This window comes from Phycisphaerales bacterium, assembly GCA_040221175.1.
In the GTDB taxonomy this organism is placed as follows: Bacteria; Planctomycetota; Phycisphaerae; order Phycisphaerales; family UBA1924; genus JAHCJI01.
In genome coordinates this window covers 637,684-657,824 of sequence record JAVJVK010000004.1, presented here as the reverse complement: position 1 = coordinate 657,824, position 20,141 = coordinate 637,684, and the positions used below count along the sequence as shown (strand labels likewise).

15 protein-coding genes are annotated in these 20,141 nt (G+C 69.5%); 7 read left to right on the top strand and 8 right to left on the bottom strand.

Annotated elements, in window-relative coordinates:
- Nucleotides 1-2: 2 nt before the first annotated feature.
- On the bottom strand, nt 3-998 hold the full coding sequence (locus RIE32_05115; protein ID MEQ9095625.1) for a glycosyltransferase family A protein: 996 nt from the start codon (nt 996-998) through the stop codon (nt 3-5).
- Between the two features lie 49 nt (nt 999-1,047).
- Between RIE32_05115 and RIE32_05110 the strand changes: the two genes are divergently transcribed.
- From RIE32_05110 to RIE32_05100, 3 genes are all read left to right on the top strand, one after another.
- Nucleotides 1,048-2,778: an LptF/LptG family permease gene (locus RIE32_05110; protein MEQ9095624.1), complete on the top strand. Its 1,731-nt coding sequence runs from the start codon at nt 1,048-1,050 to the stop codon at nt 2,776-2,778.
- A gap of 12 nt (nt 2,779-2,790) precedes the next feature.
- Complete coding sequence (locus tag RIE32_05105; protein MEQ9095623.1) at nt 2,791-3,891, top strand: LptF/LptG family permease; 1,101 nt, start codon at nt 2,791-2,793, stop codon at nt 3,889-3,891.
- Between the two features lie 172 nt (nt 3,892-4,063).
- Complete coding sequence (locus tag RIE32_05100; GenBank protein ID MEQ9095622.1) at nt 4,064-4,861, top strand: type II secretion system protein; 798 nt, start codon at nt 4,064-4,066, stop codon at nt 4,859-4,861.
- Between the two features lie 16 nt (nt 4,862-4,877).
- Here RIE32_05100 and gatB read toward each other — a convergent pair whose 3' ends face one another.
- The 4 genes from gatB to RIE32_05080 are packed head-to-tail and all read right to left on the bottom strand — an operon-like array spanning nt 4,878 to nt 9,674.
- Nucleotides 4,878-6,464: an Asp-tRNA(Asn)/Glu-tRNA(Gln) amidotransferase subunit GatB gene (gene gatB / locus RIE32_05095; protein ID MEQ9095621.1), complete on the bottom strand. Its 1,587-nt coding sequence runs from the start codon at nt 6,462-6,464 to the stop codon at nt 4,878-4,880.
- A complete protein-coding gene (locus RIE32_05090; GenBank protein MEQ9095620.1) occupies nt 6,461-8,053 on the bottom strand; it encodes a hypothetical protein in 1,593 nt (530 codons plus the stop codon). Before RIE32_05090 ends, gatB begins: the two co-directional genes overlap by 4 nt.
- Nucleotides 8,054-8,056: 3 nt before the next feature.
- Nucleotides 8,057-8,935, bottom strand: coding sequence for a menaquinone biosynthesis protein (locus RIE32_05085; protein MEQ9095619.1), 879 nt, complete (start codon nt 8,933-8,935; stop codon nt 8,057-8,059).
- Between the two features lies 1 nt (nt 8,936).
- Entirely contained in the window at nt 8,937-9,674 is a 738-nt protein-coding gene (locus RIE32_05080; protein MEQ9095618.1) for a tyrosine-protein phosphatase, read from the bottom strand.
- A gap of 27 nt (nt 9,675-9,701) precedes the next feature.
- Between RIE32_05080 and recR the strand changes: the two genes are divergently transcribed.
- Both recR and RIE32_05070 read left to right on the top strand, forming a co-directional pair.
- Nucleotides 9,702-10,412 carry a recombination mediator RecR gene (recR, locus tag RIE32_05075; GenBank protein ID MEQ9095617.1) on the top strand — a complete coding sequence of 237 codons (711 nt, stop codon included), beginning with the start codon at nt 9,702-9,704 and terminating at the stop codon, nt 10,410-10,412.
- 100 nt (nt 10,413-10,512) lie between these two features.
- Nucleotides 10,513-11,487, top strand: a complete 975-nt coding sequence (locus tag RIE32_05070; GenBank protein ID MEQ9095616.1) for a hypothetical protein — start codon at nt 10,513-10,515, stop codon at nt 11,485-11,487.
- A gap of 291 nt (nt 11,488-11,778) precedes the next feature.
- Here RIE32_05070 and RIE32_05065 read toward each other — a convergent pair whose 3' ends face one another.
- The 3 genes from RIE32_05065 to RIE32_05055 form a co-directional block, all read right to left on the bottom strand.
- Nucleotides 11,779-14,346: an EF-hand domain-containing protein gene (locus RIE32_05065; GenBank protein ID MEQ9095615.1), complete on the bottom strand. Its 2,568-nt coding sequence runs from the start codon at nt 14,344-14,346 to the stop codon at nt 11,779-11,781.
- Nucleotides 14,347-14,510: 164 nt separating this feature from the next.
- Entirely contained in the window at nt 14,511-15,815 is a 1,305-nt protein-coding gene (locus RIE32_05060; GenBank protein ID MEQ9095614.1) for an APC family permease, read from the bottom strand.
- Between the two features lie 15 nt (nt 15,816-15,830).
- Nucleotides 15,831-17,174, bottom strand: a complete 1,344-nt coding sequence (locus tag RIE32_05055; GenBank protein MEQ9095613.1) for a GC-type dockerin domain-anchored protein — start codon at nt 17,172-17,174, stop codon at nt 15,831-15,833.
- Nucleotides 17,175-17,459: 285 nt separating this feature from the next.
- Between RIE32_05055 and RIE32_05050 the strand changes: the two genes are divergently transcribed.
- Both RIE32_05050 and RIE32_05045 read left to right on the top strand, forming a co-directional pair.
- A complete protein-coding gene (locus tag RIE32_05050) occupies nt 17,460-18,725 on the top strand; it encodes a putative DNA modification/repair radical SAM protein (protein ID MEQ9095612.1) in 1,266 nt (421 codons plus the stop codon).
- A complete protein-coding gene (locus RIE32_05045; GenBank protein MEQ9095611.1) occupies nt 18,722-20,137 on the top strand; it encodes a UdgX family uracil-DNA binding protein in 1,416 nt (471 codons plus the stop codon). The genes RIE32_05050 and RIE32_05045 overlap by 4 nt, the downstream gene beginning before the upstream one ends.
- Nucleotides 20,138-20,141: the final 4 nt, after the last annotated feature.

Below are 20,141 nucleotides of genomic sequence, written 5' to 3'. Positions count from 1 at the left end.
CCTCAGGCTTCCGGTTTTTCGTCGGGCGGTTGCGACAAAGGGTGGTCGAGGGTGTTCGCGCCGCGGCCGATCACCTGGCGCACGAACCGCTTCAGCATCCCCGGCGTCAGGCGATCGAGCCTGCGGGCCATCGCGATGGCGCCCGAGGCGTGGTACGCGTCGCGGACGGCGTGGAGGTACTGGAGTTCGATGGGCACGCCCGATTCGTCGATCCAGTGGGCATCGGCGCGGCGGAGCAGGGCGTTGGCGCGGACGGCTACGTCGAGGGCGTGGGCGTCGAAGAAATCGCGGTGGTTCTCCAGCAGGCGGCGGTAGAGCGCCTCGTGCCGGGCGACCGCATCGTCGATCATCGTCTGGTGGCTGTGGCGGCGCCAGTTGAAGAGCGGCTCGGGCCAGCGCTCGCCCCGCCAGCCTCGCTCGGCAAAGCGGAGCCAGAGGTCCCAGTCTTCGTAGCCCTCGGTCATGGTCTCGTCGAAGCCGCCAACGGCCTCGAAGCGGTCCCGGCGGATGAGGCAGGTGACCGGGTGCAGGTTGGTGACCATGAGCAGGATCGGGTCCCACTCGGGCACCCGCCAGACGACGTTGTTGCCCAGATCGGTCAGGCGCTCCTGGCAGTAAACATGGCTCACCTCATCCGCTTGCTTGAGTTCCCGAAGAAGCTCCATGTGCCCGCGCAGGCGGGTGACGAAGTCAATCTCCACCCAATCGTCGGCGTCGAGGAACACCAGGTGCTCACCCCGGGCCAACTTGGCCCCGGCATTGCGGGCGGCGGGCAGGCCGGCGTTGGGCTGGCGGATGACCCGGACGTCATCGTCCGCCAGTGCGTCGCAGGCCTGGGGGGTGGCGCCATCGTCCGAGCCGTCGTCGACCACGATGACTTCGACCTCGGCATCGATCTGGAGCATGCAGGACCGGACGGCGTCATCCACGAACCGGCCGTGGTTGTAGCAGGGAATGATGAAGCTAGTCAGCGGCAGTTGGTCGATGTCGGGACCCATGGACGTGGTTGTAGGCCGCCAGGGGGAGCGCCAGGCCCTACCCTCACCCGTGCGTGTCTCCTGGACCCTGATCGGGCACATCACGATCGAGCTGTGGCGGCACGTGCTGCTGATCACGGCCGTGCTGGTGCTGGTGACGGCCTTCGGCGCCACGGTGCAGCACTATGCCAAGGGCCAACTCACGGCGGTCGACACGTTGAAGTTCATGGGCCTGGCGGCCGTTCCGATGCTGGCATATGCCATCCCGTTCTCCGGTGCGCTGGCGGGCACGCTGGCGTACCACCGCATGGCTCAGGACCGGGAGATCATGGCCGCCCAGGCCGGGGGCATGAGCCTGGTGGCCCTTCTGATGCCGGCCATCGTGACGGGGGTGGTGCTGACGGCGTCGCTTGGCGTGCTGAGCGAGCAGGTGATCCCCAGGTTCTTGCAACGCATGGGCGAGGTGGCGTCGGGCCAGGCCGCCGGGCTCATCAGCCGCGCCATCGAGCGAGGCGAGGCCGTGCAGGTCGAGGGTTTCCTGCTCTATGCCGATCAGGTGTTTACGCCCGAGGTCGACCAGCCCGGCGTGCAGGCCCACCTGGTGCTCCTGGGCGCCCACCTGGTGAAGCTCGATCCCGAAGGCGAGATGGTCAGTTGGGGCGCGGCCGAGCGAGCCGACCTGTACGTCATGAAGCCCCGTGAGATTACCGAGGCCGACCTGGTCTCGGCTGACGAGGCGCCCGGCGCCCCGGGCGAGCGCGTCAGCGAGGTGATCTATCGCGTGCGCGAGGCGGTGGGTGACGCGGGTCGCCTGGCCGACGGCAAGGTCGGCGAGTTCCAGGACACGCTGTTCATGCCCGGGGGCGCCGGAGACAGGCCGAAGTTCCTGACCTGGGGCGAGATGCGCCGGGCGTACGAGAATCCCGATCCGCTGGGCCCCATCGATGCGGCCCGGCGCGACCTGGCATTCCACCTGGCGCTGCGCATGGTCATCGAACGCACGGTGGGTGAGTTGCGTGGGGGTGGGGCCGTGCAGATGCTCGGCGCCGATGGATCGACGCTCGTGCTGCGGGCTGGCGGCATCGAGTGGGACGACGATTCGCAGGCCTGGCGGCTGGCCCAACGGGGATCGCAGCCGATCGTGGTGGAGCGATATCGGCCCGAGCGTGGTGGCTCTCGCTCCTTCGACCGATTCGAGATCGAGCGTGCCACCATCGAAGCCAACCTGACGGGCGATCCTTCGAATCGCGGCATGGAGCTCATGCTCCTGGGCGAGAACGTACGCACGGCGGTAGCCCAGGGGCCCGATACTGGCTCGCGCGTGGGCGGCGTGCGCGAGGAGATGACGCTCGGGCCGCTCAAGGTCGAGAGCGATCCGGTTTCTCAGATGCTCGCGATGTCGAGCAATGAACTGCTGGCGGCCGTTGCGGCCCACAACGAACGGTGGGGTGGCGAAGATCCCTTCTTGACCCCGCCCACCGAAGACCTGCGCAAGCGCATCGCCAAGACGCGCCGGGAGATCCTGGGCACGCACCAGGAGCGACTGGCGCTGAGCGCTTCGGCCCTGATCCTGGCGATCGCCGGGGCGGTTGCGGCCATCCGATTCCAGGAAGCGCCGCCGCTGACGGCCTACCTGGCGGCGTTCCTGCCGGCGCTGGCAATGGTCCTGGTTATCTCGACCGGGCAGGAAATGGTGGAGGACTACGGCGTCGTGGGGTTGCCTCTGCTGTGGGGCGGCCCGCTGGTCCTGGCGGGGCTGGTGGCGTGGACGTCGCTGCGCATCAGCGGGCGGAAAGGCTGAGGGGGCGTGGGCGTGCGACTGCTCGATCGGACCATCGGAAGGCAGTACCTCATCAACGTGCTGCTGCTGCTGCTGATCCTCGGCAGCTTCATCGTCGTGGTCGATGCTTCGCTCAACCTGCATCGGTACGTTCGCTACGCCGGCGAGCACGATGCGTTTGTTTCCAAGGTGCTGGCCACGATCTCGGTCATCTGGAGCCTGTGGTGGCCCAGGCTGCTGCAACTGTTCAACTTCACGCTGGGGTTCGTGCTCGTGGCGGCGCTCGGCTTTACGGCCGCCCAGCTCGTGGCCCGGCGAGAGTTGGTGGCCATCCTGGCCAGCGGCATCAGCCTGTGGCGGGCCATGGCGCCGGTCATGGTGGTCGCGCTGGGGTTCATGCTGGTGGGCGTGGCCAATCAGGAGCTGGTCCTGCCGCGGATCGTGGGCGTGTTGTTGGCCGATGATCCGCGCGTCACGCGGGAAGACGCACGGATCGGGGTGACGAACCTTCCCACGACGCCCGATGCGAGCGGCCGGCTGTTCTTCGCCAGCGTGTTCGACCCCGACGCGGGCGAGATGCAGGGCGTCAAGATCTGGGAGCGCAACGAGGTAGGCGTGCCGACGCGGCTGATCTCGGCCGAACGGGCGACGTGGGACGGCTCGGCCTGGGTGTTGGTCGGCGGCGTGGCCCAGCCGGTGGGGCGTGCGGGAGAGCCCGAAGCGGTCGATCGGATCCAGACGGAGATGGACCCGAGCGCCTTGGCCGTGCGCCGCTTTGCCGGCTTGGGCCAGCACCTGAGCTTCGCGACGCTCGGACGCATGCTTGATCAGGACAAGAGCCTGACGCCCGAGTTGCGCCGCCGCCTGCAACGCGACCGGTGGGGCCGTGTTGGGGCCTGGGTCGCCACGGCGCTGTCGCTGGTCATTGCCCTGCCGTTCTTCGTCACGCGTGAGCCGCGGAACATGGGCATCCAGGCGGCCAAGTGCGCCCCGATCGTGCTGGCGGCCCTGGTGCTGTCGGTTCTTGGTGTTTCGGCCCCGATTGCGGGCATGCCCGGATGGCTCAGCGTGTTCCTGCCCGCGATGCTGCTGGCGCCGGCGGCGGCCGCAGCGGCGACCAGCGTCCAAACGTAGCGATGCGTCCTTCGTGCCCCGGTGGGCGATCGCAGCGATTTGGCCAGATACCTGCTCGATTGCGCCTGCGCCGAAACGCCCTTAGGGCCAGCGGCATACAACACGCGTCGGCCCTGAGCGGCCGCAGGACGCGCCGCAACGCCGACTGGAGCCGGTCTAGGATTTCCGAGCCATGAGCACGCCCCTGGGCACGCCAACCAACCCATCGCGTCGCGGGTTCTCGATGCTCGAGTTGCTCATCACGATGGGCATCGTGGCGGTGCTGCTGGGCCTGTCGCTGCCGTCGCTCCGATACGTCCGATACGCCGCCAACGGCGCCGTGTGCGCGACGAACCTTCGGCAGATCGGCATCGGTTGGCGCCAGTACGTCGATGATCACCAGGCCATGCCCTTCCGCGAAGATGCCGATTGGAAGTACGGCGGGGCCTCGTTCTTCGGCGCCGATCGAAGGGCCGTGCTGGCCAGCGATCGGCCGATGAACGGCTACATCGTGACCGAGAGCGAGCAGGAGGCCGACAGTCTGGCGTACCTCTTCCGCTCGCCGCTGGATCGCGGCTACAGCTGGACCGAGGCGTCGGGCAAGCCGGTGACCCAGGACGTGTTTCCCCAGCCCACGGTGTTCGAGCGATTCGGCACCAGCTACCGCGCGAATCCGCTGCTGCTCGACCAGCGGCTGACCGACCCCGAGGCGGGGCCGGGCCCATTGGCCGAGCACGAGATCCAGACCATGCCCAGCCGGCTGCTGCTCATCGCGGTTCCGCAATGGCAGATCGTGGTCGACCGGGAATGGCGCGTGGACGCGTCGTGGCACCCCGAGCCCGACACGGGCAACGTCCTGTTCCTGGACGGGTCGGTTCGGCTTACGAATTTCGCCGACGACCTGGGCGACGAGTACGAGTACCTGCCGCACCCCGTGCCCGGCCCACGCCCGCACATCGGCACGCCTCCGATTCCCTCGATCTTCGATTAGTTCAGCCGAGAGCTACTCAGCCCAGCATGTCGAGCAGGCGCGCCCGGATGGTCTTGGGATCGCCCGCGCCTTGAGCCTGTTGCATGGCGTGGCCGATGAGGCGGCCGATGGCCTGGGGCTTGCCGCCGCGCACTTCCTCGGCGGCTTGTGGATGGGCATCGATGGCGGCCTGGCACCACGTGTCGATCGCGTCGACGTCCTGCACGATGAGCAGTCCGCGCGACTGGGCCAGCGCACGCGCATCGGCGTCGCTGGGATCGCTTGCCATCGACAAGAGCAACTCGTCCAGGCCGTTGCTGCTGATCTCGCCCGCCAGCCGCAGGTCGATCAAGCCCGCCAGTTGATCGGAGGAGATCGGCAGTTCGCCGGGCGTGCAGCTGCGCTCGTTGGCCAGGCTGGCGAGCTTTTGCGTCACGGCGTTTGCGACGGCCTTGGCGGCTTTGGCCCGGTCGTGGCCGCGCTCGAGCAGTAACGCGTGCGCGGCTTCGAACAATGTTGCGGTTGCCAGGTCGTTCAGGATGATCGAAGCATCGGCGACTGGCAGTTTCAGGTCGTCCGTGAGTCTCGCCAGACGATCGCTCCAGGATTCGGCGGCGATGGCTTGCGCGCCGTTCAGCATGGCCTGCTCGATTCGGACGGGGGGGAGATCGGGATCGGGGAAGTAGCGGTAGTCGTGGGCGTCTTCCTTCTCACGCTGCACGATGGTGCGCTGGTTGGCGTCGTCCCAGCCGGAAGTTGCCTTGGCGCCCGGGCCCATCGTGCGGCCGTCCTGGCGCCAACGCTCGGGCTGCGCGCGGTGCTCGTACTCGATGGCGCCGACGACGGCGCGGAAGCTGTTGAGGTTCTTGACTTCGACGATCGGCGTGGTGATGGTCTGCCCGCCGGCCAGTGTGAGCACGCAGTTGATGTTGGGCTCGAAGCGCATGTGGCCCTCTTGCAGCACGCCCTGGCTGACGCCCATCAGCCGCACCGTGTGGCGTAGCCACCGGCAGAAGGCCTCTGCCTGCCCGGCATGGGTGAAGTCGGGCTCGGTGACGATCTCGAGCAAGGGCGTGCCCGCGCGGTTGAGATCGACGATGGAGTGATCGATGGCGCGTCCGCCGGGAGCCTCGTGCAGCAGCTTTCCGGCGTCTTCTTCGAGGTGGGCCCTGGTGATGCGGATGGGCGTGCGCGGGCCGACCGGATCGACCTCGCCCCGATCGTTGAACGTCGGCACCTCGACGAGGCCATCGAAGCACAGCGGCTGGTCGTACTGGCTGATCTGATAGGCCTTGGGCAGGTCGGGGTAGAAGTAACTCTTGCGATCGAAGCGCGTGACCCGGGCGATCGAGCAGCCCATCGCGAGCCCGACGGCGATCGAAAGCTCGATGGCGCGTGCATTGGGCACCGGCAAGGCGCCGGGCAGCGCGAGTACCACGGGGTCGATCAGCGTGTTGGGCTGGGCATCGGCTGCGGCCTGCGAGGTAGGGTTACGCGCCCGGGTGAACATCTTGCTGGCCGTGGCCAATTCGACGTGCACCTCCAGCCCGACGACCAGACGGACGTTGGTGATCTCGGCGGCCTGGCGCTGGGCGGCGGACATGTCGGGCGTGGCGGTCGTCATGGAGCCATCGTATCGGTTGGAGCCGCCTGCCTGCCCGCCGCGATCGCCGCGACGGCCGCCTCGCGCACGCGGCGGGCGATCCAGGGGCGGTGGATGCCGAAGCGGTCGGCCAGTTCCGCAAGCGTGTGGGGTCGCTCACCCAGGCCGAAGCGGGCCTCCAGCAGCGATCGCTGCTCGGCCGGTACGCGGGACAGGCCCAGGCGGAGGACGATGGGCGCCTCGAGGAAGCCTTGCCAGGGGCTGACACGGCGCGTCCAGTCGTTGACGTGGGAGAGGGCAAAGCTTCGACGGGCGCTGCTGATCCGCGAGGCCGGCACCAGCGCTTCGCCCGCCGCGCGGTCCACGGCGATGGTCACCGCCGCGCTCAGACGCCCGCCACGTGCCGGGTCATAGCGATGGGCGGCTTCGGCTGCGGCGGCAAGGGCAAGTTCGAGCCTGGCGATGGCCGCCCGCGCGGGCAGCGACTCGATGGAGTCGCCCAGCCGCGCCTCGACGCTTCGCAGCACGATGCCGAGCAAGGGGCGCAGGGCCTCCACGCGCAGCCGGGCCGCCCAGAGCAGATCGGTCTCGGCGGCGTCGATGGGCTCGGCCCGCAGCGCGGCGGCGCGCTCTTCTTCGATCGTGCGAGCCGCTCGCGACACAAGGAAGCGGGCGTATGCGGTGAGGGCATGCTCGCTCTTGCGGTCGGGCACGGTCGCCTCGCGCATCTCGGCCACGAGATCGGCCAGCAGCGTCGGACCCGGAGCGCCCAGTGGCAGTCGGATTGCCTGCGGTTCGGGCGCCGCGGCTACGTCAAGGTCCAGCGCTTGCAGGCGTGCCAGGCGCGCGGCGTCGATGATGCGCCGGGTCGCGGCGGTATTGCAATCAAGGCGAGACGCGATCCTGGCCGGCTCGATGAAACGGTCGTGGGCGCGCAGGGCGAATCGTTTGTGTGATTCGGTCCACGCGGTCGATGTCCCGGCGTGCCTCCGCAGGATCTGGCGGATGGCCTCGTGGCTGCGGCCCAACTCATTGGCGACCGTGCGTGCGGCTGCGTTGGGGCTCAGGCCGGTGGCCTGCAAGGCTTCGGCCCGCTCGATCGCCCGCTGACGGTCCTCGTCGCTGATACGCGTGAACGATCGGGCGCCTTTCAAAGCGGGCCCGCGGCGCGCTTCGAACGCTGCGACGGCGGCGGGGGTGAAGGCGAGCCGACGCGTGCGACCGCTCCGGACGCTGCGCGATGGCAGGCCGCTCTTGCGATAGCGGTGCAGGGTTCGTTCGGCGACGCTCCACCTGCTCGCCAGTTCGCTGGCGTCCAGGCAGCCGGGGGGAAGCTCGTCGGCGCGCAGGTCGGCGGCGATGCACAACGACTCGATGAGAGCGCACGCATCGGTCAGGGCCACGTCGCCCGGTACGCGCCCGGCCACGTGGATGTCGTAGCCCGAGGCGGTGCTCAGGAACCAGCCGGCCTGCACCGCTGCGCCCGTGTCGAGCTGGTTGGCGGCGTCTTCCAGCCGGTCGATGGCGCGGAGCACTACGCGGCGCGGCGCTCGGCGGAGCTCGGCCAAGGCGTCGCGTGCCGGCTGGCTGGCCGGGCTGCGCGCACGCATGGCTCAGGCGTTCCCGGGCACCGGGTTGGGGCGGGCAACGTCTGCAAACTGGGGCACCCCGGCGGACAACACGCCGTGCACGTTGCACAGCGAAAAGAAACGCTCCACCGCCTCGCGCTCGTGCGCGCCCAGGTCGTATCGCAGCAACTGACCGATGTAGCGTTGGGCGAGGTCGACCGGCCAGCGCGCGCGGGGAGCCCATTGCTGGACGAGCCAGTCCAGCCGCGTCTGATTGTGCCGCCGCTGGCGGTCGAGCATCGCGCTGGCCAGCGCCATGCGCCGACGGCCTTCATCGCCATCGAGCGCGTCGGCCCGGCACTGCCACGCCGCATAGACGAAGGGCAGGCCCGTGAGCTCTTTCCATGCCTCGCCCAAGTCGAGCTGGTGGGGATAACGCACGGCCGGGGGGCTGTGGGTGACGACCTTGTCGCCGATGAGCAGCAGGCAGGCGGGCCAGCCGTCTCCGTCTTGCTCGACGGTGTCCCCCTCCAGCGCGATGCGCTCGATCGCGTTGAACGGCACGAACCGGGGCGTCACGCCGAACGTCTCGGCCAGCAGTACGCGCGCGAGCGCAACTGACGTATGACTGTCGGCGTCGGCGGCCACGGTCGATACCTGATCGAGCGGCATGGTCGAGAACAGCCGGACCGTCAGCGTGGGCCCGTCGCAGCCGATCATGCCCGCCGGCAGGATGACAAGCTCGGGCTCGCCCACCGCATCGACGACCGACGCCAGCCCCACATCCGCCTCGCCACTACGGACCATCGGCGCAATATCCGCCGGCACGGCGGGGATGAGGGTGAGCCCCTCGAGCTTTTCCAGCCCTTCGACCAGGGGCGCGGTGTTCAGGTACTGGACGCAGGCGACGCGGATAGGGTCCATGTCAGCCGCCCTCCAGCACTTCCGGCGCACGCTCGAGCTGCTTGAACGGCCCCGTCCGCCCACCATTCGTTTCACCCCGCCCGGCTGCGCCCAGGCCATCGGTGGCCGGGTCGTAGTCGATGGTCTCGCCCGTGCGGTACGCCCGCTCGATCTCGGGCAGCCAGCGGTCGAGCATCTTGCGGAGGTACTCGTTGTCGTCGTGGTCGTACTGGTGCGTCTCGTCGTAGGCGCGGTCGACGTCCCAGCCCTCGTTGATGATGCGATGGAGCGCGATGAGCATGCCCGTGCGCTCGCTGCCGGCGGCGCAATGCACCCAGACGGGCTGATTGGCCGGGTCGTTCATCAGGTGGAGTGCCGCCACGTAGTCGTTGGGGTCACCCGTTGCGTCGCCGATCAGCCCGAAGCGGTAGCGCGTCACGCCCAGTTCCTCGGCGGTTTGCTGGGCGGCGATCTCCTCCTCGGTGCCGGGCGTGTGGGCGCCCAGGTCGATGATCGTGCGGATGCCGTGGGCCTTGACCGCCCGGCCCGTCGCCACGGGCAGCGGCTCGCCGCTGCGGTAGATGGCGTCCTGTTGCACCACGCCCCATCGCTTGGGCCAGAACAGCTCGTGGCCATCATCGGCGTACCAGATGATGCCAGCCAGGAGCACGAGCAGCACCAGCACGGGAGCGATCAGCCTCCGGCGGGACTTCTTCTGGGTGGTGGGGGTTTCGGCCGGTGCGTCGGGCGTCTCGGTCATGGCCAAGGGTAGGAATACGATTGGGCGATGCCCAAGGACACGCCCAAGGACAGGGGACCAACCCGTAAGCCCGCCGGATCGAAGCGTCCGGCCCCCACGCCCTACCCGGCGAGCGTGCAGCGGGCCATCGACGAGCTGGCCGCCCTGCCGGGCATCGGCCGCCGCACCGCCGAGCGGCTGGCGTTCTACCTGCTCAAGGGCCCGCCCGACGCGGCCAAGAGCCTCGCGCAGGCCATCGCCGAAATGCGAACGCGGTCGACGCCCTGCCCCATCTGCGGGAACCTCGCTGATGAGCCGCCGTGCCGCGTGTGCCGGGCGGCGGTGCCCGGGCCGGACGGAAACGCTGCGCGCGACGCCTCACTCGTCCTGGTCGTCGAGCAGCCGCGCGATCTGTTCGCCATCGAGGCCAGCGGCGCCTTCGCGGGCGTCTACCACGTCTTGATGGGGCGGCTGAGCCCCTTGGAGGGCGTCGGCCCGGGCGACCTGAACATCGCCGACCTGCTTGCTCGCGTCGACGACCCCGCGCGCAACGCCGGCGGCGTGCGCGTGAAGGAGGTCGTGCTGGGCTTAAACCCAACTCTCGAGGGCGACGCCACGGGCCTGTACCTGGCCGAAGAACTCGAAAGGCGCGGCGTGGGCGTCAGCCGCCTGGCGCGCGGCCTGCCCTCGGGCGGCCAGATCGATTGGGCGAGCAAGGCGGTGCTCGAGGACGCGATCGAGGGACGGCGGGGGTTCTAAAGAACTCGGCTGCGCCGGGAAGATTCCGCAACGCGTGTTTTAGGGGTTTGCGGTGGCAAACGGGCGAGCGCGACGGACGCGTTGCGGCTTACTATCGCCGATGCGATGGCCCGCGCTCTTGATCCTGCTCGCGTTTGTTGCCGGCTGCGGCGACCCGCCCACGCCCGCACCACCGGCCAGGAGCCTCGCGCCGATGGGCATTGCGGCCGAGGGCGAGCAGGTGCACGCGGTCGCGCGCACGGCCGATGGACTGCTGGCGGTTGTGCGACAGATGCGCCAGCCGCGCCGCCTCGTTGACGAGTCGGGCAAGGTGCTGGCCCGGGCCCCGGGGTTCGAATCGGCCGACGGCATCGCGCTCTTCGGCGACGGCTCCTTCGCGTGGATGCCGCGTGAGGGTGGACCCATCGAGGTCCGCTTCGATGGACGCACCGCGACGCTGCCGGGCACCGATGGCCTCGGGGCGGGTGCGGGCGCGCGGTTCGGTTCCACGATCGTGATGCTCTCGGGCGGGTTCCCGCGCCGGCCGATCGTCGCCAACCTCGATAGGCTCGAACTCTTCCCGGGTGCTCCCGCGATGCAGGCCCGCGACCTGCTCGTGATCGACGCCGCCTCGGTGGCCTTGTTCGAGCGCCTTCCCGAGGGTGACGCGGCACTGATAGTGCGCACGCGTGGTCCGGCGCCGCTCTTGGAGGCGCAACCCGCTGTGCCGTTCGGCTCGTTCACCATCGGTTTCACCGCGGCGGGCGAGCGTGTCTACGCCGACACCACCGACGAGGCGACGCGTGTGTCCGTGGGCCAGTCCCGCTGGCCGCTGCCACGCCGGCTGGACCGCTCGGCCGAGAAGATCGTGGCCGATGGCGTGCTGGTCTACTGGGCCAACGGCAGCGACACGCTTGTCGTGCTCGACCTGGCCGACGGGCAGTGGACCGAGTACGCCCTGCCCGAGGACATGGCCGGCGGCTACGGCATGGTGCGCCTCCGCCACGACCCAGACGACGGCGTGCTGTTCATCACCAAGGGCCGGCACCTGCTGGAGTTCGACATCGCCACGCGGACGCTGCGCACGCCCGGGTAGCCGCATCGCGCATCCTCCCAGTATCCCCCGATCCCACCTACACATGCAACACAATCTGCACCCCATCACTGCCGAAGTGCGCAGTGTGGTGGTGATGCAACGGAAACGGCTTGACGCCGCACGCCGTTGCATTAAGGTGTTGTCATGCTCGACGAGAACCTGAACCGGACAACCCTGCCCATCCGTACCCGAATGAAGGCACGGGGCCGGGCCATCGCAAAGGCCAAAGCTCTCAAGAAGGCACACACCGAGGCGCGGCGCGAGTACTACCGCTCCACGCCGCCGAAGAAGTCATACGCAGCCCTGGTCGAACGCGTTCTGGAACGCCAGGAAGTCGAACAGCGTCAGCAGCCCGTCGCCGTCGAAGTCGGCGATCGGCTCGCCCGCGTCGAAGGCGTTCTGGAAGGCCAGGAAGTCGAAGATCGTCAGCACGCCGTCGCCGTCGAAGTCGGCCGGGCAGCCGCCGATGGCCGCCGGCTGCACGAACAGGCGCGCCGCGTTCTTGGGGTTGCCCTCGAACTGGCTGTAGCCGGCCAGCAGCGAGCCGTCCGAGAGCGCGAAGGCCGCGTCGCCGTAGGTCAGGTCGCGCTCGCTCGTGGCCAGCACGGTGCGCTCGGCCGTCGTCGCGCCGGTGTCGTCCACGGGCAGCACCCAGCGCTGGAACGTCGCCGAGGGGCCCGAGCCGACCAGCGTCGAGCCGCCCAGCACGAAGCCCTCGCCCGAGGCCATGACGCTGACGACCGCGATGTTGGAGGTGGGGTCGGTCAGCGCGACGGTGGGGCCCAGGGGCCGGCCGTCGTTGCCGAGGGGGCGCGTTAAGACGCGCAGGCCGCCGCCGTCGAACTGCGTCCACGCCACCAGGTACGAGCCCGCGCCGCCGTTGGCCCTGGGGTTGTACGCCACGCGCGAGAAGCGGATGGTGGTGGTGCCGGTGGTCTGCAGGGTGGCCGTGCCCAGGAACACGCCGTCGCTCGACAGCCGCGTCGCGTACGCGCCGCCGGGCGAGGGACGCGTCCAGCTGATCAGGAACTCGCCGTCGGGCCCGGCCGCGACGTCGAAGGCGTTGATGTTCACGCGGTCGGCGGCGGGCACGTTGAGCGTGTCGCCGATGGGCGCGCCCGAGGCGTCGGCCAGCCGCACGCGCAGGGCCGACTCGCCGGGCGCGAGCAGGCCGTCGCTGAAGGCAACGGCGAAGCGGTCGCCGTTGAAGGCGATGCGCGGGTCCAGCGCGTCGCCGTTGGGCTGGTTGGCGAACAGCAGCGTGCCGCCCGCGGGCGTCAGCAGCGCGCCATCCAAGGTCAGCCGCGCCAGGCGGATCTGGTCGACCGCGCCGTTCTGGCTCTGGAACGCCACGGCGAACTGCTCGCCGATGGAGCTGTCGGCGTACGTCGCGTGGGCATCGGTCTGGGCCGAGCCGGCGATCGTCGCGACGGGGAACGCGGTGGTGTCGATGGGAACACCGTTGGAATCCACGCGCACGCCGTACAGGTCGGGCTGGTAGTCGCTGGGCCCCTCGCGCCAGTCCTCGAAGACCGTGAGAAACGCGGGCGAACCGGGCGAAGTGCCGGGCGCCGCGGCGATCGCCGGCTGCACCTGCCACGTCGCGCCAGGCGAGATCTCCAGCGGCTCGGGCCGATCGAGCACGGTGCCGCCTGCGTCGATGCGCGCCGCCTGCACGTCGTACACCAGGTCGACGCCCAGGATGTCGTTGGCCTCGTAGCCCGCCAGCCACTGCCCGTCCAGGCTCGCCAGCCCGAACGAGGTCTGGCCGAGCTGCGGCGTGTTGTCGACGGGGAAGGGAAGATCGAGCGCGAAGCCGCCGGTATCCAGGCGCATCGCGTACACGTCGCGGAAGACGCTGGCCGGCTCATCGACGGTGATCAGGAACAGGTGGTCCCGGCCGTTGAAATTGATCTGCGTGTTGCGGATGAAGCCGAGGGTGGCGCCGTCGAGGAACTCCTGGGGCGTCGAGACCGCGATGCCCGCGCCGAAGTCCACCGTCGACGAGTACAGGTCGAAGTGCGTCACGTCCTCACGCGACCAGCCGATGAGGAACTTCTCGCCGTCATAGGCGATCTGCGGCGAGACGTCGAAGTCGCCACCCGACACGTCGAACCCGCCCACGCCGTCGACCAGCGTGCCATCGGGCGTGATGCGAAGGGCCCGCACGTTCCCGCCCGGCAGGCGGCTCCACGTCACCACGTACGCGCCGTCGCCGAAGGCGACCTTCGGGAAGCCGCTGCTGGTGACGCCCGAGTCGATGACGAGCCCATCGGGATCGAGCACCGCGCCGTCGGCCCCCACGCGCGTCGCGTACAGGTTGCCATCGCGTCCGCCCTGGGCGATCAGGAAGCCGTCGCCGTCGCTGGCGATCGACGGCCACTGGAGCGTGCGCCGCACGCCGACCAGGAAGCCGTCGGGGTCGATGGGCGTGCCGTCCTGCTCGATGCGCATGGCCCATAGCTCGTCGCCCTCGCACCACGCGGCCAGGTAGATCGAGCCGTTGAACGCCACCACCGGCACGCCGTCGACGTCGCGATCGAGCGAGGCCAGCAGCGCGATGCTGCCGGGGGCCTCCAGCGTTCCATCGGGGTTGATGCGCTGGCCGTACAGGTCGAAGCCGATGGGTGCTCGCCCGCCCACGCGGGTGTCGGCCCACACCGCGAAGTACTCGTCCACGCCGGCGGCGACCTCGCCGTAGAACTGGTCGCCATACGACGGCTGGAACACCGTGTCGCGCTCCAGGGCCCGGGTCGGGCCGGGCTCGACATCATCGATCGCCAGCGCGGGGCTGGCGGCGGTCAGGGCGGCGACGGCGAGCAGGCCGCACGCACGACGGGGGGAGGGGGCCGTGGGCATCGTTGAATTCTCCAATCCGGGGTGCTGTGCCCGAGCGGGTGGGCCACTGGTGGCCATGTCGGGGCTCGTGCGGGCCACGGTGGGCCCGCGGGGGCGCGGCCACTCGCTCTTCGCGGCCACGGCAGGCAAGGGTGCAATATCAGTGCCAGAACGCGGGGCTGCCGCTATCCCAGCAGGTTCTTGACATTCGCCGCGATGAGCGCCATGAGCAGCACGATCGAGACGCAGGGCAGCACCGACACGCGGCCGGCGCCCAGGGGCACGTGCAGGGGCACGCGGAAGCCCTGCTGCTTGCGCAGCTCGGGCCGGCTCACGTGCAGCTTGATGAGGGCGGCATTGACGACGATGAAGGCCGAAAAGACGCAGAAGTTGCTGATGGACGCGACCAGCCCAAGGTCGCCGATGAGGGCGAAGGCCAGGGTCACGACGAAGGTCAGCCCCAGGGCCGCCACGGGCGTGTGCACCTTGGGGGCCACGTAGGCCAGGAAGCTCAGCTTGTCGTGATCGCGCGCCACGTCCATCAGCAGCCGCGAGTTGCCCATGACGTTGGTCAGAACCGTCTTGCTGGTGGCGAACAGGGCGATGATGGTGATGCCCACGCCGCCGATGGGGCCCCAGGCCTCGCGCATGACCGCAGACAGCGGGCCCTTGGACTCGGCCAGGCTCTCGTGATCGAGGATGCTCACCGCCGAGATCGCAACCAGCGCGTAGATGACCGTGACGATGAGCGTCGAGGCGATGAGGGCGCGCGGCAGGTTCTTCCGCGGCTCTTCGACCTCCTCGGCCATCTTGACCAGGTCCTCGAAGCCTACGAAGCTGAAGAACGCCAGCGCCGCGGCCGCCGAGACGCCGATCCAGCCGCCGGGCGCGGGGCCGAGCAGGTCCGTGCCGCCCTCTGATCCATCGCCAAGGCCGAACACCGCCGGCACGCCGAAGCCGATGACCACCAGCAGCCCCAGCACGGTCGCGATGGTCGCGACGGTGTTGAACCACGAGGACTCGCCCGCACCCCACGCGTTGAAGGCGGTGACCAGCACCAGGATGCCCGCGATGATCACACGCGCGTTGAGATCGACCAACCGGCCGAGGTAGTCGGCAAACGCGATCGAGATCGCCGCCGCGGCGATGATGCCCGTGCCCAACAAGAGGGTCGCCGCCCACGCGGCGAACGTGCGGCCGAAGGCCTGCGAGACGTACTCGTAGCCCCCGCCCGCGTCTGGGAACATCGATACCAACTCGGCATAGGTGAACGCGGTGCACAACGCAACCAGCGCGGCCAGGGAGAGCGAGAGCCAAAGCAGGTTGCCCGCGTCGGCGGTCGCCTCGCCGATGATGGCGTAGATGCCCGCCCCGAGCATGCCGCCCACGCCGAACATGAGCGCATCGCGGAACTTGAGCTCGCGGTGCAGCGTGCCGGGCTTGGGGCCTGAACCCTCCGGCTTGGATTGGTCATGCTCGGGCGCTGGCACCGGGTGGCGTCCTCCTTACTCGCAGCCCGCGTCGAAGGCGTTCTGGAACGCCAGGAAGTCGAAGATATCCAGCACGCCGTCGCCGGTCAGGTCGGCGCTGGGGTCGCCCGCGTCGAAGGCGTTCTGGAAGGCCAGGAAGTCGAAGACGTCCAGGTCGCCGTCGCCGTTGAAGTCCGCCGGGCACGCGTCGCAGTCGAGCACGAGGCTGGCCGAGTCGAAATCCGTATCCTGGCCCAGCAGCCAGACCGCCCCATCGCCGTCGGTGGCCAGCGTGTTGAGGAAGTCCTCGGGCCGCGGGGCGGGCCGGGCGGACCAACTCGAGCCATCGAAGAACGCGATCTCGGGGTGTGCGGCGAAGGGCGTGGCCCAGGCCGTGCCGTCCTCGTCGAAGGCGACGTCCAGGAAGGTGTCGTCGACCGGGCTATCGACCCGCGTCCATTCGGTGCCGTCGTAGTGGGCGATGGCGCTCGTGCCGTCGAACACGTACCCGCCCACGGCGATGATGTTGTTGGGGCCCATCGCGTCCATCTTCTCGAGCGGGAAGCCCTCGAATTCGCCGCCGGTGCGCGGGTCCTCGACGATGGTGATCTCCGAGCCATTCCAGTGCAGGATGAGGCCGCCGGCGTCGAGCCCCGTGTCGTCGTTGCGTCCGTGCGCCCCCACCGCCCACACGTCGTCGGCCGCGAAGGCACGCACGTCGGTCAGGATGGTGCTGGGGTCCAGGGCGCCGGGGAAGTCCATCGTCTCGGGGACCAGCTCGACCCATTCGCCCCCGCGGTTGATCATGAACAGCGGGATGTTGCCGTCATCGGTGCGGGCGTGGCCGGTCGCCTTGCCCACGGCGAACATCGTGCCGTCGGGGGCGGTGTCCATCGCGTGGATCTCCCCGCCCCGCTGGAACGTGGGGAGGCCGAAGATGATGCCCAGGTTGATCGTCACCGGCTCGCGCCAGAACCCGTCGTACATGGTGATGGTCGGGTCGGCTTGGAGCGAGGGCTCGTCGAAGTCTTCGGTGCCGAAGATGAACACGCGGTCCTGCTCATCCACGTGGATGCCGAAGTACTGGGGGATGGTGTCCAGCGAGCCGCGGCCCGGCGGCGGGAGGGCGACCCAGTCGCCCGCGTCGCGGCGGTAGACCAGGTAGTCCAGCGGGTTGCCGAAGGCGGCGGTGTTGTCGGCCAGCAGCAGCGCGTAGAGCGGGCTGCCGTCGGCGTCGGCGGCGTGGGCGTCGGCGAAGCTGTTGGCGTAGTCGCCTGGGTTTGGCGAATCGACGCGCTGCCAGTCGCACTGGGCCAGGGCGGGCGGGGCCATCAGAATGGCTATGGAAGCAAGCGAGGTGATACGGGTGACGGGATGCATGGGTGATCTCCAGGGGTTGAAAGCGTCGCGGGCGGCACGTGCCGCCCCACCCGTGCGTCGACGGCCCGAAGGACAGCTTGCCCGTTTTCTTCGGTAAAACAAGGGTTCGACAGGGAGTTCGTGCACTCTGAGGCGATGCTCACGCGGGCTTCAGCGGCGGCTTTGCTGGCGTGCGGGGGCTGTTCAGAATTGGCCATTCGGCGGCCGGCGGAGCAGGGCCGACCCGCATTGACACTTACCCGCCCACAACCCAAACAATAGCCCTGGCGGATCTAGAATCGTTTCATGGATCTCGCACGGAAGCTGGCCATCCTCGCCGACGCGGCCAAGTACGACGCCTCGTGCGCCAGCAGCGGGGCCAAGCGCTCCAACGGCAGACTCGGCAAGGCCAGGGGCCTGGGCGACACCGACGGGGTGGGGATCTGCCACAGCTACACGCCCGATGGCCGGTGCGTGAGCCTGCTCAAGCTGCTCCTGACCAACTGGTGCGTCTACGACTGCCGCTTCTGCGTAAACCGGGTGACGAGCGACACGCCGAGGGCGCGGTTCACCGTCGACGAGGTCGTGTTCCTGACCGTCGAGTTCTACAAGCGGAACTACATCGAGGGGCTGTTCCTCAGCTCGGGCATCATCCAGAGCCCCGACTACACCATGGAGCAGCTCGCCGAGGTCGCCCGGCGGCTGCGGCAGGACGAGCGGTTCTTCGGCTACGTGCACCTCAAGGCCGTGCCGGGGGCGAGCGGGGAGCTGCTCGAGAAGGCCGGCCGCTACGCCGACCGCATGAGCGCGAACGTCGAGCTGCCCACCGACGCCGACCTCAAGAAGCTCGCCCCCGAGAAGAGCATGAAGACCGTCGACCTGACGATGAGCGCCCTGCGCGACCGGCTGATCGAGTCGAAGGCCGAGCGGAAGAAGACCCGCAGCGCGCCCCGCTTCATGCCCGCCGGCCAGAGCACGCAGATGGTGGTGGGGGCCTCGCCGGCCAACGACCGCGACATCCTGACCACCGCGACGAGGCTGTACACCGGGCAGAACCTCAAGCGCGTCTACTACTCGGCCTACAGCCCGTTCCTGGGCGCCGATGGCGACCTGCCGGCCATGACCCCGCCGCTCATCCGCGAGCACCGGCTGTACCAGGCCGACTGGCTCGTGCGCTTCTACGGCTTCGACGCCAGCGAGCTGACCATGCCCGACGCGCCCGACCTGAGCCTGGAGCACGACCCCAAGCTGTCGTGGGCCCTGCGCCACCCGGCCTTCTTCCCCGTCGACGTCAACACCGCGCCGCGGGCCGACCTGCTCCGCGTCCCGGGCTTCGGCACGCGGACGGTGGGGCGGATCATGAAGCTCCGCACGCGTCGCCGCGTGCGCGAGGCCGACCTGCGGGCGATGCGGACGCCGATGAACCGGGCGGGCCCCTTCATCCGCGTGCCCGGCGGCGAGGTCATCAAGAAAACGCCCGAGCTGCTGATCGAACGCTTCAAGCCCAGCGACCGGCAGATGCGGCTGTTCACCCGCCGCCTGGCGGTCGACCAGTTGGAGCGGCCGGCGTGATCGTTGTGGGCGTAAGCCACGACTTCGACCAGTGGTGCGACCACGCGCGCCGCCTGCTGCGCCGCCGCGTGCCGCCGGACGCCGTGGCCTGGCGCGACGCCGACGCGGGCGGCTCGCTGTTCGACCCGGGCGTGGAAGACAGCGGGACCGCCCCCGCGGTGAGGCTGCCGGCAACCTTCCTCGAGCGGGCCCGCACCGTCGCCTGCCACCGCGACGAATCCCGCTGGGCCGTGTTGTACCGCCTCGTGTGGCGCATCGGCGTCGAGGGCGACCGCGGATTGCTCCTCGACGCGGCCGACCCCGACGTGCGGCCCTTCGAGGTGATGCACAAGCAGGTCCGCTTCGACGCCCACAAGGCCAAGGCGTTCGTGCGGTTCCGGAAGGTCGACGACGACGCCGATGGCGAGCGCTACCTCGCCTGGCACCGCCCCGAGCACCGCGTGCTGCCGCTGGTGGGCCCCTTCTTCGCCCGCCGCTTCGGCGTGATGCGATGGACCATCTTCACGCCCCACCAGAGCGCCGACTGGGACGGCCGGAGCCTGACGTACGGCCCGGGCGTCGATCGAGATCCGATGTCGGAGCGCGACGGCCCCAACGACAATATGGAAGAACTCTGGAAGACCTACTACCGCAACATCTTCAACCCCGCCCGCATCAAGACTGGCGCCATGCTCAAGGAGATGCCGAGGCGGTACTGGTCGACCATGCCCGAGACGGGAATCATCGACGAGTTGCTCCGCGAAGCCCCCGAGAGGGTGAAAACCATGATGGCCCGCCAGCAGGACGAGAACCCCGGGGCCGAGGCGTTCCTCCCACCGAAGGGGCACCGTTCGCTGCCGCAGCTCAGGAGCGCCGCCAGGCAGTGCGAGGGCTGCGAGCTCTGCGACGTCGGCACGCAGACCGTTTTCGGCGAGGGGCCGAAAGACGCACGGCTGATGTTCGTGGGCGAGCAGCCCGGCGACGAGGAGGACCTGGCCGGCCGCCCCTTCGTCGGCCCGGCCGGCCGGTTGTTCGACGAGGCGCTCGCGGCCGCGGGCATCGACCGCGCAGCGGTGTACGTGACGAACGCCGTCAAGCACTTCCGCCACGAGCCGAGAGGCAAGCGTCGAATCCACATGAAGCCCACGGTGTCGCAAGTGCGCGCCTGCCTGCCCTGGCTGCGCAGCGAGATCGAGCAGGTCCGCCCCGCAATCATCGTCGCACTGGGCGCCACCGCCGGCCAGGCCCTGCTCGGCCGCACCTACCGCGTCACCCAGCAGCGCGGCGAGCTCATCGACAGCGAGCAGTGGGGCGCCGCCGTGCTGGGCACCATCCACCCCTCGGCCATACTGCGCATGCCCGACCAGTCCACGCGCGACCAGGCCTTCGAGCAATTCGTGCATGATCTGCGCACGGCCGCCGCCGCCGCGTAAGCCG

Excerpts from the sequence above, each read along its gene's own strand:
- RIE32_05115 (MEQ9095625.1), bottom strand. The coding sequence starts at position 998 with ATGGGTCCCGACATCGACCAACTGCCGCTGACTAGCTTCATCATTCCC.
- RIE32_05100 (MEQ9095622.1), top strand. The coding sequence starts at position 4,064 with ATGAGCACGCCCCTGGGCACGCCAACCAACCCATCGCGTCGCGGGTTC.
- gatB (MEQ9095621.1), bottom strand. The coding sequence starts at position 6,464 with ATGACGACCGCCACGCCCGACATGTCCGCCGCCCAGCGCCAGGCCGCC.
- RIE32_05090 (MEQ9095620.1), bottom strand. The coding sequence starts at position 8,053 with ATGCGTGCGCGCAGCCCGGCCAGCCAGCCGGCACGCGACGCCTTGGCC.
- RIE32_05085 (MEQ9095619.1), bottom strand. The coding sequence starts at position 8,935 with ATGGACCCTATCCGCGTCGCCTGCGTCCAGTACCTGAACACCGCGCCC.
- RIE32_05080 (MEQ9095618.1), bottom strand. The coding sequence starts at position 9,674 with ATGACCGAGACGCCCGACGCACCGGCCGAAACCCCCACCACCCAGAAG.
- recR (MEQ9095617.1), top strand. The coding sequence starts at position 9,702 with ATGCCCAAGGACACGCCCAAGGACAGGGGACCAACCCGTAAGCCCGCC.
- RIE32_05070 (MEQ9095616.1), top strand. The coding sequence starts at position 10,513 with ATGCGATGGCCCGCGCTCTTGATCCTGCTCGCGTTTGTTGCCGGCTGC.
- RIE32_05065 (MEQ9095615.1), bottom strand. The coding sequence starts at position 14,346 with ATGCCCACGGCCCCCTCCCCCCGTCGTGCGTGCGGCCTGCTCGCCGTC.
- RIE32_05055 (MEQ9095613.1), bottom strand. The coding sequence starts at position 17,174 with ATGCATCCCGTCACCCGTATCACCTCGCTTGCTTCCATAGCCATTCTG.
- RIE32_05050 (MEQ9095612.1), top strand. The coding sequence starts at position 17,460 with ATGGATCTCGCACGGAAGCTGGCCATCCTCGCCGACGCGGCCAAGTAC.